General features: G+C 71.6%; 9 protein-coding genes. 3 read left to right on the forward strand and 6 right to left on the reverse strand.

Annotation, left to right across the window (positions count from 1 at the left end; all coding sequences use genetic code 11):
• Positions 1-35: 35 nt before the first annotated feature.
• Entirely contained in the window at positions 36-2,438 is a 2,403-nt protein-coding gene (locus tag ACXRVZ_RS22920; RefSeq protein ID WP_457420149.1) for an alpha/beta hydrolase family protein, read from the forward strand.
• 4 nt (positions 2,439-2,442) lie between these two features.
• Here ACXRVZ_RS22920 and ACXRVZ_RS22925 read toward each other — a convergent pair whose 3' ends face one another.
• The gene (locus ACXRVZ_RS22925) at positions 2,443-3,090 is read right to left on the reverse strand and encodes a YecA/YgfB family protein (protein ID WP_457420147.1); all 648 of its coding nucleotides are present in this window, start codon (positions 3,088-3,090) and stop codon (positions 2,443-2,445) included.
• Positions 3,091-3,178: 88 nt separating this feature from the next.
• On the opposite strand from ACXRVZ_RS22925, the gene ACXRVZ_RS22930 reads away from it, so the two are divergent.
• Both ACXRVZ_RS22930 and ACXRVZ_RS22935 read left to right on the forward strand, forming a co-directional pair.
• Positions 3,179-5,419 carry a diguanylate cyclase domain-containing protein gene (locus ACXRVZ_RS22930; RefSeq protein ID WP_457420145.1) on the forward strand — a complete coding sequence of 747 codons (2,241 nt, stop codon included), beginning with the start codon at positions 3,179-3,181 and terminating at the stop codon, positions 5,417-5,419.
• A 229-nt stretch (positions 5,420-5,648) separates the two neighbouring features.
• Positions 5,649-7,817: a putative bifunctional diguanylate cyclase/phosphodiesterase gene (locus ACXRVZ_RS22935; protein ID WP_457420143.1), complete on the forward strand. Its 2,169-nt coding sequence runs from the start codon at positions 5,649-5,651 to the stop codon at positions 7,815-7,817.
• Here the strand turns inward: ACXRVZ_RS22935 and gshA are convergent.
• The 5 genes from gshA to ACXRVZ_RS22960 form a co-directional block, all read right to left on the reverse strand.
• The gene (gene gshA / locus ACXRVZ_RS22940; protein WP_458232858.1) at positions 7,814-9,307 is read right to left on the reverse strand and encodes a glutamate--cysteine ligase; all 1,494 of its coding nucleotides are present in this window, start codon (positions 9,305-9,307) and stop codon (positions 7,814-7,816) included. The two genes, ACXRVZ_RS22935 and gshA, sit on opposite strands and share 4 nt — an antisense overlap.
• Positions 9,308-9,353: 46 nt before the next feature.
• The gene (locus ACXRVZ_RS22945) at positions 9,354-11,015 is read right to left on the reverse strand and encodes a SulP family inorganic anion transporter (RefSeq protein ID WP_457420139.1); all 1,662 of its coding nucleotides are present in this window, start codon (positions 11,013-11,015) and stop codon (positions 9,354-9,356) included.
• 4 nt (positions 11,016-11,019) lie between these two features.
• Positions 11,020-12,012 (reverse strand): Bug family tripartite tricarboxylate transporter substrate binding protein, encoded by a 993-nt coding sequence (locus ACXRVZ_RS22950; RefSeq protein WP_457420137.1) that lies wholly within the window; start codon positions 12,010-12,012, stop codon positions 11,020-11,022.
• Positions 12,009-14,027 carry a diguanylate cyclase gene (locus ACXRVZ_RS22955; protein WP_457420135.1) on the reverse strand — a complete coding sequence of 673 codons (2,019 nt, stop codon included), beginning with the start codon at positions 14,025-14,027 and terminating at the stop codon, positions 12,009-12,011. The genes ACXRVZ_RS22950 and ACXRVZ_RS22955 overlap by 4 nt, the downstream gene beginning before the upstream one ends.
• The coding region (locus tag ACXRVZ_RS22960; RefSeq protein ID WP_458232859.1) for a diguanylate cyclase domain-containing protein at positions 14,024-15,987 on the reverse strand (1,964 nt) is incomplete at its 5' end. The genes ACXRVZ_RS22960 and ACXRVZ_RS22955, both read right to left, overlap by 4 nt.

Raw genomic sequence — 15,987 nt, forward strand, 5'->3', positions numbered from 1 at the left:
AGGCTGCTCGGCTCCGTATTTTCGAGCCGCGCCTCATGTTGAAAGCCCTCACCTGGGCCACCGCCGCCCTGGCCGCCACCGCGGTCCACGCTGCCGAACCCACGACCTACCAGCAACCCTCCGCCGAGATCCGCGCGGTGCTGGACGCGCCGGCCCTGCCGGGCCATTCACTGTCACCCGACCAGCGCACGCTGGCCAGCATCGGCCTGCGGCGCTACCGCAGCGTGGCCGAGCTGGCCCGGCCCACCCTGGGCCTGGCGGGCCTGCGCATCGACGCCGCCGCCAACAGCCCGCAGCTGACGACCAACATCGAGACGATCTCGCTGCGCGAACTGGCCAACCCCGGCGCCGCAGAGCGCCTGGTCAAGCTGCCGGCCGGCGGCAGCTTCTCGGCACTGCGCTGGTCGCCGGACAGCCGGCATTTCCTGCTGAACCGGCGCACCGCCCAGGCCGTCGAGCTGTGGCTGGGCGACGTGGCCACGGCCCAGATCCGCCAGATAAAGGGCGTCAAGCTCAACACCATTCTCGAAGCCTCCGTGGCCTGGGTCGCCGCTGACGAGATCATCGCGCTGACCGTGCCCGACAAGCGCGGCCCCGCGCCGGTGTTCGACGCGCCGAGCGGCCCCAGCATCCAAGAGTCCATGGGCCGCACATCACCCGAGCGGACGCGGCAGGACCTGCTCAAGAACAGCCAGGACGACGCGCTGTTCAGCCACTACGCCAGCTCGGCGCTGCGCCGCATCAAGCTGTCGACCGGCGCGTCGCAGGAGATCGGCACGCCGGGCCTGTACGGCAACATCGAGGTGGTCGGCACCCAGGGTCGGCTGATCACCGAACGCCTGATCCCGCCGTTCAGCTACCAGGTGACCTGGACCGACTTCGCCCGCCAGGTCGAGCTGCGCGATTTCAACGGCAAGCTGCTGCGCGACCTGGGCACCATCAAGCTCAAGGAGGGCGTACCGGTCGACGGCGTGATCACCGGCCCGCGCAACTTCTGGAGTTCTCCGCAGGCCGACGGCGCCGTCTACTGGGTCGAGGCACTGGACGGCGGCGACCAGCGCAACAAGGTGCCCTTCCGCGACAAGCTGATGCGCCTGGACCCGCCCTACCAGGGCGAGGCCAGGGAAGTGCACCGCAGCGTGGGCCGCCTGACCAGCCTGAACTTCGTCGAGGCCGGCGACCGTGCCATCGTGTCCGACTTCGACCGTGATCGCCTCTGGATCGCCGCCGACCTGATCGCCCTGGACGGCTCGGCCAAGCCGCAGCGCCTGCAGGACCGCTCGCTGCGCGACCGCTACGGCGACCCGGGCCAGCCGCTGACGCGCGTGCTGCCCAACGGCCGCGCCGTCGTGCGCGTGGACGGTGGCGACCGCCTGCTGCTGGCCGGTGCCGGCGCCAGCAAGGAGGGCGACCTGCCCTTCATCGACAGCTACAGCCTGAAGGACGGCAAGGCCACGCGCCTGTTTCGCTCGGGCCCGACGCACTACGAGCGTCCCATCACGCTTCTGGCCGATGGCCGACTGCTGACCAGCCGCGAAAGCGCCACCGAGCCGCCCAACCTGGTGCTGCGCAGCGGCACCGGCTTCGAGCAGATGCAGGCCCTGACCCGCAACGTCGACCCCGCACCGCAGCTGCGCGCGGTCAAGCGCGAGCTGGTCAAGTTCAAGCGTGCCGACGGCGTGGAGCTGTCGTTCTGGCTCTACCTGCCGCCCGACTTCCAGCCTGGCGAGCGCCGCCCCACGCTGGTCTGGGCCTACCCGCTGGAGTTCACCGACGCGTCCACGGCCGGCCAGGTCAGCGGCTCGGGCAGCCGCTTCGTCACGCTGGCGGGCACCAGCCCGGTCATGATGGCGCTGGACGGCTACGTCGTGCTGATGGACGCCACCATGCCCGTGGTGGGCGACCCCAAGACCGTCAACGACAGCTTCGTCGAGCAGATCACGGCCAACGCCAAGGCCATCATCGACAAGGCAGCGGAGCTGGGCGTCAGCGACCCGCAGCAGATGGTCGTCGGCGGCCACAGCTACGGCGCCTTCATGACGGCCAACCTGCTGGCCCACACCGACCTGTTCAAGGCCGGCATCGCCCGCAGCGGCGCCTACAACCGCTCGCTCACGCCGTTCGGCTTCCAGAGCGAGCGCCGCACCTACTGGGAGGCGCAGGACGTCTACTTGCGGCTGTCACCGTTCAACTACGCCGACAAGCTCAAGGAGCCCCTGCTGCTGATCCACGGCGAGAACGACGACAACCCGGGCACCTTCCCCATCCAGTCGGCGCGCTTCTACCAAGCGCTGGCCGGCACCGGCGGCCAGGTGCGCTACGTGGTGCTGCCGCATGAATCGCACGGCTACTCGGCGCGCGAATCCATCGGCCACACGCTATGGGAAATGAGCTCCTGGATGAAACGGCAGACCCGCGATCCGCGCGCGCCGCGCTGATCGCTCAGCGCCGCGGCGGCGGGCCGCGGCGGCGCTGCGGGGCAGGCCGGGGTGGCGCCTTCAGGGGGCGCGACACATCGGCCAGCATCAAGACTGCACTGACCAGGCCTTCGACAGCCGCTTCCAGGTCCGTCGGCGGCTCCAGCGACTCGATCTCTTCGAGCAGCGTGTCGGCGTCCTCGAGGTCGTCCGGGTCCAGGTGCAGGTAGAGCGCCGCCAGCGGCTCCAGCAGCGCCTCCTCGGGCAGCTTCATCAGCGCCGGGTGGGCGTCCAGCGCATGGGCAAAGCCGGCCACCCAGGGCAGCACGGTCTCGCTCGGGCTGGCGTCCTCGTCGAGCTCGAACACCCAGGGGTCGAACCACTGCCGGCCGACGATGGCGAGATTCAGCTCCTTGTGGCGGCGGCGCAGCAGCGCGATGAGCTCGTCGTTGATGCGCTGCGGCAGCGGCCGGCCCTCGCTGTCCAGCAGCGCAGGTAGCCAGCGCTCCAGCGGCACCATCTCGGGCTGCAGCAGCACGCCGCAGAGGTAGCCGTCGGCCATGCTGACGTCCAACGGCTCCAATGGCGCGGGCAGCGCGTCGAGCAGCGCCTGCAGGCGCTCCAGGTCGGCTTCGGACAGGGCTTGATCGGCGCGGTGCTGTGGTGCGGACATGAAGGGATTATCGATAGCGCTGCCTGTCCTTATCATCGCCGCGAAGCGACCGGGGCCTGCCGGGCGCAGCGGGGAGCGTAGATCGCTGATGAACTGTCGTAGCGTTGCCGTCATCGTCGACGCCTACTACCCCTATCACCGCGGCGTGATTTCCGGCGTGCTGGACGTGCTGGAGGCGCGCGGCGTGGCCACCACGCTTTATGTGGGCAAGGAGCTCGACACGCCGGATTGGGGCCGCGGGCTGGCCAATGTGCTCTACAGCCAGATCGACCCGGATCTGCACGACGGCACCCTGGTGCTGGCCTCGACGGTGGGCAAGTTCGTGTCGGACGCCGAACTGCTGCGGCGCCTCGCGCCGGTGTCGGCCAAGCCGCTGGTACTGATGGCGCGCGACGTGCCCGGCGTTCCGCGTGTCGTCGTGGACGACCGCGCGGGCATGCGGCAGGTGATGGACCACCTGATCAGCGCCTGCGGCCGTCGCCGTTTCGTGCTGATGAGCGGGTTGCGCGGGCACCCCGACTCCGAAACGCGCGAGCGCGCGGTGCGCGACGCACTGGCCGACCACGGCATCGAGCTGCGCGAGGACCACGTCGCCTACGGCGGCTTCTGGTCAGCAGATGCCCGCGACGGCATGCAGCGCATCGTCGACCGATCCCGCGACTTCGACGCCGTCGTGTGCCTCAACGACCCCATGGCGTTTGCCGTGATCGAAGTCCTGCAGCGTGCCGGCATCCGCGTGCCCGAGGACGTCGCCGTGACAGGCTTCGACGACACCGCGGACGCACAGTTCAACATCCCGCCGCTCACCACCGTGCGCCAGCCGCTGGAGAAAATCGGCCGCTGCGCCGCCGAGCACCTGCTGGACCTGGTGGAGGGCAAGGAGCACGCCACCGAGCGGGTCGTGCTGGGCACGGAACTGCAGGTGCGCAGGTCCTGCGGGGCGCCGGTGTCGCAGTGGCTCGGCGGCCTGATGGGCCGGGACGACGGCGAGGATCTGCGACCCGTCTCGCCGGTCGAGGCCGAGCTGCTGGACGCCGTGCGCAGCCCTGCCCAGGCGGCGGCGCTGCAGCACCAATGGGAGACCCGGCTGGCCGACGCGCTGGGCCGCGGCGACGACCCGCAGGCGCTGCGAAGAATGGTGGAGCAGGCAGCGGAGCGGGCCACACGCTCGCTCGACGGGGCCAGCCGCGACCGGCTGAACGGGCTGCTGGTGCAGATGTATCCCGTCTTCTCGGCGTTCGAGAACTTTGCCTATCGGCTCGGCCACTTCCACCAGCTGCGGCACGACCGCTTCGCCAGCGAGAACGTGGCCATGCTCGGCAGCCGCGAAGATCTGCTGTCGGTGCTGGACGGCTGCGCCTGGTACATCAAGAACCTGGGGCTGGCGAGGTACTTCCTGGCGACCTACGAGCCGACGGAGCCCGGCGCGACCCGACTGGCACGGCTGCGGCTGGCGTCATCGCCCGACATGCACGTGGACGACGACGCGCCCTATCCCGCGTCTCGGTTGCTGCCGGACAGCCTGGCCCACGAGCTGGCGAGCGGCCATCTCTTCGTCTACCCCCTGTGTTGTGCCGATAGCGAGTACGGCCTCATCCTCTTCGAGGCTCCGCGCGACTGGGACCTGGACCACGAAGGCTTCTCGGGCGCCCTCAGCGCCGCCCTGCATCAGCAGCACCAGCGCGCGGCCCTGGAGGCGCACGCGTCAGAACTGGAAGCGAAGGTGCACCGGCGCACCGAGCAGCTGGAACGGGAGGTCGACGTGCGGCGGCGCGCCGAACAAGCTTTGGACGACGCCAACCAGGAGCTGCGGCGCCTGGCCTTCATGGACGGCCTGACCGGCATCGCCAACCGGGCGGCGTTCCAGCAGGCGATCGGCGTGGAGGTGGCGCAGCACCAGCGCAGCGGGCAGCCGCTGGGTTTGATCCTGTGCGACGTGGACTTCTTCAAGCGCTACAACGACCGCTACGGGCACCTGCAGGGCGATGAATGCCTGAACCGCGTGGCCCAGGCCCTGCAAGGCGCGGCGCGCCGCCCGCGCGATGTCATTGCGCGCTACGGCGGCGAGGAGTTCGTGCTGCTGCTGCCCGAGACCGACGCGGCGGGGGTCCGCAAGGTGGCCAACGTCGTGCGCGACGCGGTAGCCCAGCTCGAGATCCCGCACGCGGACTCGGAAGCGTCTGCGCACGTCACGATCAGTCTCGGCGCCATCAGCGTCTGCCCCGCCGCGAGCACCACGAGCGGCATGCTGATCAACGCCGCGGATCAGGCGCTCTACCAGGCCAAGGCCAGCGGCAGGAACCAGGTCGTGATGGCTCCCGAGGAGTGAATATTGCCCACCCGGCGCCGGCCGCCACTCCTAAAGTGGCCTTCCCAACGACGCCCTCGACCTCGAGGGCTTGCAGACCCGGCAGCCCGCTGACCGGGTCTTTTTTTGCCCGCTGATCTGGTGAGATGCGGGTCGACTCCGTGTTTGATTCGGCTTTCGCGTGAAGGCTGTCGCACAGGTGGTAGGGCAACCATGCGCTCGACGCAGGCTTGGCCGCCATACTGAAAACATGCCCGTCGCCGACCTCGCGCTGCGCTTCGACCCCGGCGTCGTCGTGCTGTCCTACCTCACCGCTGCGTTCGCGTCCTTCGTGGCGCTGGACCTGGCGCAGCGGGTGCGCACGCCGGACGCCGCGAGTGCGCGCGCGTGGTGGATCGCCGGCTCGCTGTCCATGGGAAGCGGCATCTGGGCCATGCACTTCATCGGCATGCTGGCGCTGCGCCTGCCCTTCATGGTGGGCTACGACGCCGCCATCACGGGTTTGAGCTGGCTGGCCGCCGTGGCGGTGTCGGCCATCGCGCTGCGCGTGGCCGCGCTGGACGAACTGACGCCCAGGCGCCTGACGCTGGGCGCCGTCAGCATGGGCGCGGGCATCTGCGGCATGCACTACACCGGCATGGCCGCCCTGGTGCTGGCGCCCGGCATCCGCTGGGACTGGACCCTTGTGGCTGCTTCCGCCGCCGTCGCCACCGGCGCCGCTGCGGCCGCTCTCCTCATCTTCTTCATGCTGCGACGGCTGAGCGTCACCCAGGCCCGCTGGGGCCAGCTCGCGGCCGCCCTCGTCATGGGCGCCGCCGTGGCCGGCATGCACTACACCGGCATGGCCGCCGCCGGCATCGCCGAGGGCAGCGTCTGCCTCAGCGCCGATTCGCTGGGCGGCGACAACCTGACCGCGCTGGTGGCCGGCGCCACGCTGGCGCTGCTGCTGCTGACGCTGTTCACCTCCATGCTCGACGCCCGGCTGCGCCGCCGCGCCGGCGTGCTCAAGCAGTCCCTTCGCCAAGCAACGACCGAGCTGGCAGAACAGGCCTTGCGCGACCCGCTGACCGGCCTGGCCAACCGCCAGCTGCTGGACGACCGCATCAGCCACGCCATCGCGCGCAGCCAGCGCGACGGCGCGGGCGTGGCGCTGCTGATGCTCAACCTGGACGGCTTCAAGCCCGTCAACGATTCCTTTGGCCACGCCGCTGGCGACTCCGTGCTGCGCCAGGTGGCGAACCGGCTGCTGGCCCAGGCGCGCGGCCACGACACGCTGGCCCGCATCGGCGCAGACGAGTTCGTGCTGCTGATCGAAGGCGAGTCCGCTGAAGCCGTACTCGCCCAGATTTCCCAGCGCCTGCTGGACTCGCTGGCCGTGCCCATGTCGGTGAACCTGGGGGGTCAGGGACAGGTCAGCCAGATCAATCAGCTGCTGCGGCTGTCGGCCTCCATCGGCATCGCGCTACACAGCGGCCCACACATACCCAGTCGTGCGCTCATCGCCCAGGCGGACTCGGCGGCGCAAGCCGTCAAGCGCGGCGGCGGCAACGGCTTTGCCTTCTTCGAGGCCCACATGCAGGACGGCGTGCGCGACCAGCTCGAGCTGGCCCGCGACCTGCGCGCCGCGCTGGAGGACGGTGGCGCCGGCCTGAGCCTGCACTATCAACCCAAGGTGTCCGGCGACAACGCGCGCGTGCTCGGCGTCGAAGCGCTGGCGCGCTGGCAGCACCCGCGCCGCGGCAGCATCAGCCCCGGCACCTTCATCCCGGTGGCGGAGCGCTTCGGCATCATCATCGCTTTAGGCGACTGGGTCATCGACGAGGCCTGCCGGCAGATCGCCGAATGGCGCGACCAGGGCCTGAAGCTGCGTGTCGCCATCAACCTGTCGGTGCAGCAGCTGCGCCAGCCCGAGGCACTGCTGCAGCGGCTGCAGCAGGCGCTGCAGCGCCATCACCTGGACGCCTCGCAACTGAGTTGCGAGATCACCGAATCCGTCGCGATGGAAGACGCCGCCGCCACCGAGCGCACGTTGCAGCGCCTGGGCGCCCTGGGCGTGAGCCTGTCCATCGACGACTTCGGCACCGGCTATTCCAGCCTGTCCTATTTGCGGCGCCTGCCGGTGTCGCAGCTCAAGATCGACCGCAGCTTCATCCAGGACCTGGAGACCAGCGCCGACGCCCGCGCCATCGTCAAGGCCGTCATCGAACTGGCCCATGCACTGGGGCTGGAGGTGGTGGCCGAAGGCGTCGAGACCGAAGGCCAGGCCGAGGTCCTGCGCGCCAAGCGCTGCGACAAGCTGCAGGGCTTCTTCTTCGCACGGCCCATGCCGGCGGCGGCGCTGGCCGAGTGGGCCATGGGCCCGCAGGACCCGGACGCGCGGCTGGACTTCAGCGACTCGCTGTTCGCGGAAGCTCGCTAAACCGCCATGCGCTCCGGCGCGACGTAAAAGCGCCGGAACGCCTCGAAGTCCAGCGTGTCGGCCGCCTCGATGCGGGCCTGTTCGGCCAGCGAATCGGCCGCCATCTTCTCGAAGCGCTGCTGCAGCGCCTCGCTGAAAGGCAGGGCCAGCAGTTGCGCGCGGGTGGCGTCGCTCTGGCGGCGGATGAAGCCGACGTGGCTGTCGTCGAAGTCCTGGTCCATCACCGACAGCACGCGCGCCGACGGGCACAGCTCGGGCCGCTGCAGGCGCTCGGCCACGCGCCTGAGCGCGCTGCGGTAGGCGTTGCCGCCGTGGGCCGCGTCCAATGCCTCGGCATGCGCGGCGCAGCCGGCCAGGATCTCGCCGGCCCAGTCCTGCAGGCTGCGCTCGCCGCCCTGCCAGTGCTCCAGCTTCAGCCCCGGCTCGCGGCCGCGCGCGGCCACGCGGTGCTGGTTGCGCGCGTTGGCGGCGATCTCGTCGGGCGTGTCCTGGGGGCTCTGGCTGTGCAGGCAGTGCAGCAGGAAGGCGTCCAGCACGCGGATGGCGTCGGCGCCGATGCCGACGGGCTCGAAGGGGTCGAGGTCCATCAGCCGCACCTCGATGTATTCGACGCCGCGCTCGCGCAGCGCGTGCAGCGGCCGCTCGCCGGAGCGGATCACGCGCTTGGCGCGGATGGTGCTGTAGAACTCGTTCTCGATCTGCAGCAGGCTGGTGGAGAGCTGGTTGTAGTCGCCGCCGGGCGTCTGCACGCCGATGGCCTCATAGGCCGGATAGGGCCGGCTGAGCGCCTCCTGCAGCGACGCGGCGTAGCTCTCCAGGCAGTTGTAGGTCACGGCGATGCTGGACTGCGCATCGCTCTGGTAGCCCAGGCGCCCCATGCGCAACGAGGTGGCGTGCGGCAGGTAGAGGCTGTGGTCGGACAGGCGCTGCAGGCCGTGCTCGCGGCCGGCGACGAAGCTGTCGCACAGCGCCGGGCTGGCACCGAAGAGATACAGCAGCAGCCAGCCCTCGCGGCGGAAATTGCGGATGGCGCCGAAGTAGCCGTCGGTCGACACGCCGGGCAGCGACCAGTTGTAGTGGATGCCCGAGATGGTCTGCATGCGCCGGCCATAGCGCTGGCCCAGGCCCATGCGGTAGATGCTCTTGGCACGGCCGACATTGCTGCTGCCGTAGCGGCCCAGGGGAATGGTCTCGTCGGTCGGCAGGCCGCAGGGCATGGAGCTGACCCACAGGCGCTCGTCGGCCAGCGCGCGGTAGGTGGCCTGGTGGATCTCGGTGAGTTCGCGCAGGCAGTCTTCCACGCCGGCATGCACGCCGGTAATGAGTTCGACCTGGGACTCGCTGAAATCGGTGGTGATGTGCGGGTGGGTCAGCGCCGAGCCGAGGGCAATGGGGTGCGGCGTCAGCGCCAAGCCGCCGCCGGGCAGTGCGCGCAGGCTTTCCTTCTCGATGCCGCGGCGGATGCCGAGCAGAGGCTCTTTGTTGTTCATGGCGTCCTGGGACCGCTAGCTGGGCCAAGACGGTATCAGAACCGGGCTACAGCTGCCCCGGCGCGTCCATGTCGGCCTGACTGGGCCGCAGGTCATGTTCCCCGGCCTGGATGCCGTCGTGGTGGCTGAGGTAAAGCGACACGTCGTAGCGCTCCAGCCAGCCGACGGCGTTGAGGCGGTCCAGCACCGGGCCCTTGACCTCGGAGAACGCCAGCTTCAGGCCCTCGGCCGCCAGCGCCGCGTGCAGCTCCTGCAGCGCGGTCAGGCCAGACACGTCGATATGGTTGACGGGCGCCATCAGCAGCAGCACGCGGCGGGGTGCGCCGACGCTGGCGCGGTGCTCGCGCACATGGCCCAGCACCACGTCGACCAGGCCGCGCGCGTTGGTGAACACCAGGCTCTCGTCGATGCGCAGGCCAACCACCTCGGGCTGGCATTCCACGGCGTAGCGCGTCAGGTTGCGGTAGTGCTGGGTGCCCGGCAAGCGGCCGATGCGGGCCACATGGGGCCGAGCGGTGCGCTGGATCAGCAGCGCGATGGAGCCGACGACGCCGATGGCCAGCGCCGCGCCGACGCTCCACAGCAGCACGGTCGCCGTGACGACCGCCATCAGGAAGCCTTCGGCCCGCGCATAGCGCCAGGCCTCGGCATAGGGCCGCAGCGTGAAGCCGCCCAGCACGGCGACGATGATGACCGCCGCCAGCACGGGCTTGGGGCAGTGCGCCAGCGGCCCGGCCAGCAGCAGCATGGCCAGTGCCATGAAGGCGGCGACGAAGACCAGCGTCCAGCGGCTTTGCGAGCCGGCCTCGTGCAGCAGGATGCTGCGCGAGAAGCTGCCCGCCACCGGCATGCCGCCGCTGAGCGACGCGACGATGTTGGCCGCCGCCAGGCCGCGCAGCTCGGCGGCGGGCAGCAGCTTTTCGCCACGGCGCTGAGCGAGCGACTCCGACACCGCCAGGCTGGACACGAAGGCCATCAGCGCCACCAGTGCTGCCGCCGGCAGCAGGTGCAGCCACAGCGTCGCCTCCAGCCGGGGCAGACCCATCGGCAAGGCCAGCGACGGCAGCGCGCCGACCTGGGCCACGCCGTCGGCTGCGGGCGTGAAGGCCGACAGCGCCATCGCCGCCACCAGCAACAGCAGCGGCGCCAGGCGCGCCAGCAGCCGCGGGCCGCGGCGGCGCGACAGCAGCAACAGCGCCAGTGCCGCCACGCCCCAGGCCGCGCTGACCGGGCCGAAGCCGCCCTGCCCGGCCGACGCGAGCAAGTCGGGCAGCGTGAAGCCCACCGCCGCGCTGCCCAGGAGCACCGGCAGCTGGCCGGCCGCGATCGTCAAGGTGGCACCGGTCTCGAAGCCGCGCAGCGCCGGCACGGACAGCAGGCTGGACAGCGCGTCCAGCCGCAGCAGCGCCGCCGCCGCGAGCAACAGGCCCACCTCGGCGGCCAGCACGAGCGCGCCGTCGGCGGCAGACACACCGCCCGGAAGTCCGGCCAGCGCCTGCGCAATCATCAGCGCCAGCACCGCCACCGGCCCCAGCCCCAGCACCGGGCTGGAACCCAAAGCCGCGTAGGCCAGCAGCGGCAGCAGGCTGGCGTACAGGCCCACCTGCGGCGGCAGGCCGGCCAGCATCGCGTAGGCCAGGCTCTGCGGAATGAGCAACACGGCGACGACGGCGCCGGCCATCAGATCGGCGCGCCAGGTCGCCTTCATGGCCTCAACGGTCTACCTTGACGCCAGACAACTGGACGACGCGCGCCCACTTGGCCGTCTCGGCGGCGATCAGCGCAGCGAACTCGGGGCCGCCGCTGCCCTGCACGAGTAGGCCGCGCGCCGTCATGCGCTCGCGCACCGCCGGGATGGCCAGCGCGCTGACGCTGTCGCGCTGCAGCCGCGCGAGCTGCTCGGCGGGCTGGCTGCTGGGCGTGAACAGGCCGATCCAGGCGCTGGCCTCGTAGCCCTTCAGCGCCGGGCCGCCTGCCTCCTCCACCGTGGGCAGGTCGGGCATGCCGGGGCTGCGCCGCGAGCTGGTCACGGCCAGGGCCAGCAGCTTGCCGGCGCGGATCTGCGGCAGGGCCGAGGGCAGGGAGTCGAACATCAGGTCCATGTTGCCGGCGATGACGTCCTGCTGCGCCGAGGCCGCGCTGCGATAGGGGAAGTGCAGCATGTAGGTCTGCGTCAGGCGCTTGAACAGCTCGCCGGCCAGGTGGGTCGGGTTGCCGTTGCCGCTGGAGGCGATGTGCAGCCGGCCCGGCTGGTGGGTGGCGGCGTGCACGAGGTCGGGCAGGCGGCGCACGCCCAGCGCCTGCGCCACGGCAGGGTTCATGACCAGCACCAGCGGCACCGTCGCGACCAGGCTGATGGGCGAGAAATCCTTCACCGCGTCATAGGGCAGGCGGCGCGACAGCAGCGGGTTGATGGCATGCGTGCCGAGGCTGCCCATCAGCAGCGTGTGACCGTCGCTGGCACTAGCAACCTCGGCCGTGCCGATGTTGCCGTCAGCGCCGGGTCGGTTGTCGACGAGGACGGGCTGGCCGAGGCTCCTGTGCAGCTCGGGCGCCAGCAGCCGCGCGGCGATGTCGCTGGCGCCGCCTGCCGGGTAGGGCACGACGATGCGCAGCGGCTTGCTCGGCCAGGCCGGCTGGGCAGACGCGCCGGTGCTGGCCAGCCAGAGCATCAAGGCGCGGCGTTGCAAGAGCGCGCTCGTCATGCTGGGGGCCCTAGCAGCACGTTGAGCCGCACCTGGCCATGCATGCAGGCGGCGTCGAAGTCCTGCAGGATGGCCGCCAGCGTGTCGGCGTCGGGCGCCTCGACGGCGGCGATGCCGACGCCGCGGTTGCGACCCTCGGCCTTGGCCTTGTAGAGCACCATGTCGGCCCAGTTGACGGCCTGCTCCCAGTGCAGGCGCAGGCTGGCGCTGCCGGAACCCCCGAGAGGGAAGCTGGCGAAGCCGATGGATGCGGTGATGCGCAGCGCGCCCTCGGGCGTGTCTATGGGCGCGCCGCCGATGCCGTTCAGCACGCGCGCCGCCATCTGCGCCAGATCGGCGCTGGGCAGCTCGGGGGCGAAGACGAGGAACTCCTCGCCGCCCCAGCGCACGACGAGGTCGCTGTCGCGCACGGCGGCAAGGATGCGCCGGCCCACCTCGACGATGACGGCGTCGCCGGCCGCATGGCCGTGCTGGTCGTTGACGTTCTTGAAGTGGTCGATGTCGATCATCATCAGCGCGCCGCGGAAGCCCTCGGCGCCGGCCTGGCGGGCGCGCGGCTCCATGACGGCGAGGAAGTGGCGGCGGTTGGACAGGTCGGTCAACGGGTCGCGCTCGCTCTGCGCGCGCAACAGGTGCTGGTTGGCCGTGAGCCGCGCCTGGGCGCGACGCATGCGCAGCAGCGTGACGCCGATCAGCGCGATGGACAGCAGCAACAGCGCGCCGACTGCGGCGCCGACCTTCTGCGCCAGCCGGCCGTTCTCCAGCTGCTGGTCCTTCAGCTGGCCGTCGCGGGCCAGCAGGTCCAGGTCGCGCTGCTTGGCGGCGGTGTCGTATTTGCGGCGCAGCTCCTCCAGCGCGGCGGAGCGGTTGCGCTCGTTGGCGCGGGCGTTCAGCTCGCGCTCGCCGTGGAAGGCGGCCAGCGCCTCCTTGTGCTGGCCGGCCTCGGCCCAGGTGTCGCCCAGCTCGCGCAGCTCGCGGGCACGCGGCACGAACTCGGCCGGGTCGACGGCGATGTCGGCCACCCTGGCGAGCTCGTGGCGGGCGGCGTCGAACTGGCGCAGCTTGATGTGGGCGACGGCCAGGTTGTGGTGCAGGCCCCGCTCCTGCAGGCGGTCGCGGAAGCGCTGCAGCACCGGCAGCGCGCGCTGGCCGGTGGCCAGTGCTTCCTTCAGCAGGCCCAGGTGCATGTAGGAGTCGACGAGGTTGGAGCGCAGCTGGGCCGCGAGATGGGGCGCGTCGGCCTGCTCGGCGAGCTGGAGGCCGGCTTCCAGCGCGGTGCGTGCCGCGGCCACGTCCTTGGAGCGGCGCTCCACGACGGCCTCGTAGTTGCGCACGCGCGCGCCGGCCACGGGGTCGCCCTGGGCCTCGACCAAGGCGGCGCGGACCTCGGCGCGGGCGGCGTCGACCTGGTCCTGGAACTGCAGCATGACGGCGAGTTGCCCCAGGCTGAGGGCGATCAGGTGCTTGTCGCCGCCCGCGCGGGCGAGCGTCAGCGCGCGGCGCGCACCGGCCTCCGCGTCGACGAAGGCGCCCTGGGCACCCTGCTCGCGCACCTGCATGCGCAAGGCCTCCCAGGTGGCGCGGAAGTCGCAGCCCAGCTCGCGCACGGCGCGGGCCTCGTCGCCAGCCGGGCAGCGCTTCTCCAGGCCGGACAGCGCCCTTGCCGCCAACGTGCCCGCCGCCTTGCCCGCGCGCTCCTGGATGAGGGCGCGCAGCAGCCAGCTGCGGTCCACGCCGCCCTCGCGTGGCATCAGCTGCACGGCGACGGTGTCGGCCGCGTCGGCCTGCCCGGCGGCGAGCAGCACGCGACCGCGCGCGAACAGCCAGGCGGCCTCGCGCGCCGACGTGGCGTTGGCGGGCCAGCGCCTGTCCAGCTCGGCCAGCATGGCGCTGGGGTCGTCGTAGGCGCGCCGCGTGATGTTGGCCAGCAGCGTGTGATCCGCTGCCAGGTCATCGGCCGGCGCCGCGCCCGCCGTGGCGGCGAACAGGGCCAGGGCAAGCAGAGCGGCCTTCATGCGTTCGCCGCCGTGGCCGCGCTGGGGCCGCTGAGCGCCGTCAGGCCCACCAGGCCTTCGCTCCAGGCGGCCTCCAGGCGCGCGGTGAGTTGGGCCGCCCCAATGGCGTCGGTGGCATGGATGCGGTCGACGCCATAGGCCTTGTTGCGGCCATGGGCCTTGGCCAGGTACATGGCGGTGTCGACCAGGTCGATGGCGCGCTCCCACGGCAGGCGCAGGCCGTGCGGCGGCACCGGCAGGTTGACGAAGCCGATGGACGCGGTGACGGGGATGCGGCGGCCTTCGTGCAGCACCGGCTGGCCGCCGACGAGGTCGAGCATGCGCTGGGCGAGCTGGGGCGCGAACAGGCCCTCGCGGGTGCGGGCGACGATGAGGAACTCCTCGCCGCCCCAGCGCACGACGAGGTCGCCGTCGCGCACGGCCTGATGCAGGCGCCGCGCCATCTCGATGAGCACGGTGTCGCCGGCCGCATGGCCAAAGCCGTCGTTGATGCGCTTGAAGTGGTCGACGTCGATGAGGAAGAGGCTGGCCGTCAGGCCGTCGGGGCCGGCCAGGCTCTTGATGACGGCCTGGAAGTGGCGGCGGTTGGCCAGGCCGGTCAGCGGGTCGGTCTCGCTCTGGTTCTTCAGCGAGGCATTGCTTTGCACCAGCGCCTGGTTGGTGCGGCGCACGCGGCGGAAGGCCTGCCAGAGCAGGCCCAGCGACACCAGCACGCAGCCGCCCAGAGCGGCCCAGAGCGTGCCGGCGAGGTTGCGCTGGTGGACCTGCTCGGCCTTGAGCGCGTTGTCGCGGTTCAGCAGCTCGATGTCGCGGCCGCGCTGCTCGGCGTCCTGGCGCTCCTGGGCCTCGATGAGCAACTTGCGGGTCTCGTCGCGCAGCACGCGGTCGACCAGGCGGCGGTGCTCGCGCCAGGCGGCCACGGCGCCGCCCAGGTCGCCGGCGCGCTCCAGGTAATCCGCCAGCTCCTTCCAGCCGTCGGAGGCATAGGTGTAGGCGCCCTGCTGCTCGTCCAGCGTGATGGCGGCGCTCGCCTCGCGGCGGCCCTCGGCCACGCGGCCCAGCGCGATCTTGGCCAGGCCGATGTTGGAACGGGCCACGCTCTCGGCGCTGACGTTGCGCGTCGCGCGGGCCAGCGGCAGGGCCTGCTCGGCCAGCTCCAGCGCGCGCGCCGGGCGGCCCTGGCGCAGGTGGTAGTCGGCAAAGTTGGCCAGGCCCAGCGCGCGCACGGAGTCGGCACCAGCCGCCGCGGCCTGCTCCAGCGCGTCGGCGTTGGACTGCAGCGTGATGCTGGTGTCGCTGTCGTCTGCATGGACGATGCCGCGCGTCGCGTGCACGCGGTTCAGCGTCATCGGGTCGGGGTCCTTCAGCGCCTCGGCCAGGGCCTGGGCGGCGAGCTGGCGGGCGCGGGCCGGCGTGTCGGCGCGCAACGTCGTGAAGGCGAGGTCGGCCAACGACAGCGCGACGCGCCAGCCCTGGCCGATCTGCTGGGCGAGCCGCAGCGCCATGTGACCCTCGGTCAGCGCGGTGTCCAGCTCGCCAGAGTCGCCGCTGACGGCGGCGAACAGGCCGTGGTGGCGCCAGCGGAAGACCGGGCCGGCCGCATTGAGCTGGGCGGCGTCGATGCCGGTCAGCAGCTTGCGGGCCTCACGCAGGTCGCCCTGCGAGCGCAGGTATTCGGCGCCGATGCTGGCCGCCGCGACGCGGGCGTCGGCCTGCCGCTCGCCGACCGGCCAGTCACGCAGCTGCTGGGCAAGCTTGTCGCTCAGCACGCGGTCGCGGGCCATGGCGGCAAGCAGGCCGCGCAGGGCCAGGACATCGACGCGCGCCGGGCTTGCGGCGGGCAGGGCCTTGGCACGCTCGCGCAGCTCCTGCTCGTAGACGGCCGGCTTGGCGCGCGCGGCGCGCTCGATGCGGTCCAGGTCGCGCGCCAGGCTCGTATCGACGGCGGCCGAGGCCGCCG

The organism is Roseateles sp. P5_E8, from assembly GCF_054177665.1.

Bases quoted from the DNA above. Each gene is read 5' to 3' on its own strand.
- ACXRVZ_RS22920 (WP_457420149.1), top strand. From the start codon at position 36: ATGTTGAAAGCCCTCACCTGGGCCACCGCCGCCCTGGCCGCCACCGCG.
- ACXRVZ_RS22925 (WP_457420147.1), bottom strand. From the start codon at position 3,090: ATGTCCGCACCACAGCACCGCGCCGATCAAGCCCTGTCCGAAGCCGAC.
- ACXRVZ_RS22930 (WP_457420145.1), top strand. From the start codon at position 3,179: ATGAACTGTCGTAGCGTTGCCGTCATCGTCGACGCCTACTACCCCTAT.
- ACXRVZ_RS22935 (WP_457420143.1), top strand. From the start codon at position 5,649: ATGCCCGTCGCCGACCTCGCGCTGCGCTTCGACCCCGGCGTCGTCGTG.
- gshA (WP_458232858.1), bottom strand. From the start codon at position 9,307: ATGAACAACAAAGAGCCTCTGCTCGGCATCCGCCGCGGCATCGAGAAG.
- ACXRVZ_RS22945 (WP_457420139.1), bottom strand. From the start codon at position 11,015: ATGAAGGCGACCTGGCGCGCCGATCTGATGGCCGGCGCCGTCGTCGCC.
- ACXRVZ_RS22950 (WP_457420137.1), bottom strand. From the start codon at position 12,012: ATGACGAGCGCGCTCTTGCAACGCCGCGCCTTGATGCTCTGGCTGGCC.
- ACXRVZ_RS22955 (WP_457420135.1), bottom strand. From the start codon at position 14,027: ATGAAGGCCGCTCTGCTTGCCCTGGCCCTGTTCGCCGCCACGGCGGGC.